The sequence below is a fragment of the Neobacillus vireti genome, from assembly GCF_036962345.1.
Lineage (GTDB): Bacteria > Bacillota > Bacilli > Bacillales > Cytobacillaceae > Neobacillus > Neobacillus vireti_A.
On record NZ_JBALNB010000034.1, the window covers coordinates 1 to 1,399 of the forward strand.

Annotated in this window: 2 protein-coding genes; both read right to left on the bottom strand. The window is 36.5% G+C overall.

Translation table 11 applies throughout. The annotated features are described in order from the left end of the window. Positions 1 to 137: 137 nt before the first annotated feature. Complete coding sequence (locus V7108_RS26780) at positions 138 to 1,013, bottom strand: IS3 family transposase (RefSeq protein ID WP_335569862.1); 876 nt, start codon at positions 1,011 to 1,013, stop codon at positions 138 to 140. An 11-nt stretch (positions 1,014 to 1,024) separates the two neighbouring features. Then, a complete protein-coding gene (locus V7108_RS26785; RefSeq protein ID WP_335569861.1) occupies positions 1,025 to 1,318 on the bottom strand; it encodes a transposase in 294 nt (97 codons plus the stop codon). Positions 1,319 to 1,399: the final 81 nt, after the last annotated feature.

Here is a 1,399-nt window from a genome sequence, read left to right on the forward strand (position 1 = left end):
TGGTCTTCTGTCAAGAAAGTGGACAATAAAATTTGAGTCTATTGAAACCAAAATCCCTACCGCACTTCGTTTGGTACGGTATTAGAAATGGGCAGTCGAATTACATGACTGACCATTTCTAATACCAAATATCCCCTTTATGAGATTATTTCGGATTCTTGTACAATGTGATTTCTCTCATACTGGTTCGGTGAGGAATTCCCTAATGTTGAATGTTTTCGTTTTTCATTATAAAAGCTACTAATATAATAATTTACTGCCTTAATCGCCTCTGCCCTTGTTTTAAATCGCCTTCTATAAATTAAATCTTTTTTAATTGTGGCATGAAACGACTCGATACAAGCATTATCATAAGGATCGCCTTTTTTACTCATACTGATGTTCATTTCTTTCTCTTTCAAAATATCAATATAGTCATTAGAACAATATTGAGACCCACGGTCTGAATGGTGAAGTAATTCCTTGCCAGGCTGTCTTTGAATAATCGCCATATTCAATGCTTGAATAGCTAACTCTTTCTTCATATGGTCTGCTAAACTCCACCCGACTATCTTTCTTGAAAATAAGTCCATTACGGAAGCCAAATAAACCCAGCCCTCAAGCGTCCAAATATAGGTTATATCTGAAACCCAAACCTGATTAGGTTCATCCACACTAAATTGACGATTGAGTATATTAGGATAAATATTCAAATCATGATTTGAGTCAGTTGTGACAACAAACTTTTCTGGTTGTGTAGCTTTTAAGCCCATTTCGCTCATCATTCGAGCTACTGTTTTTTGCGAAATCGTATAACCCCAATCAATTAAGTCGTCATGTACTCTAGGGCTTCCGTAGGTTCCAAAGCTCTCATGAAATGACTTGCTAATTTTCTGTTGAATTTCTACCCGATATTTTTCCTTTTCGGATGGGAGGCTAGATTGCAGCTTAAGCCATTTATAATAGCCACTCGTTGAAACCTTTAACACCTGACACATCTTCACTATAGCGTGTTCATTTGAGTGGGCTTCAATAAAGGTATAAACTACGCTTGGTTTTTGGTGAAGATGTGCATGGCCTTTTTTAGAATTTCAATTTCCTCTCTTGCTTCTGCCAATTCTTTTTCATGCTGTTTTTTTAATTTTTCAAGCTCGGTAGGTGTAATATATGTCTCATTCGTATTCCCGGCATTCCTTCTCGTCCTGTAAGCTGAAACCCATCCACTTATCGTCTTAGGTGATATTTCTAATTCACGTGCAACATCCGATGCTTTTCGGCCTTCTTCAACAATTAATTTTGAAACATAATCCTTGTACTCTTGATCAAAATGTTTGCCCAAAGTGAACACGTCCTTCTAAATGATGATTGTATTATAAACTAAATCTCATTTTTACGTGTCCACTTTTTAGACTAACCTCCA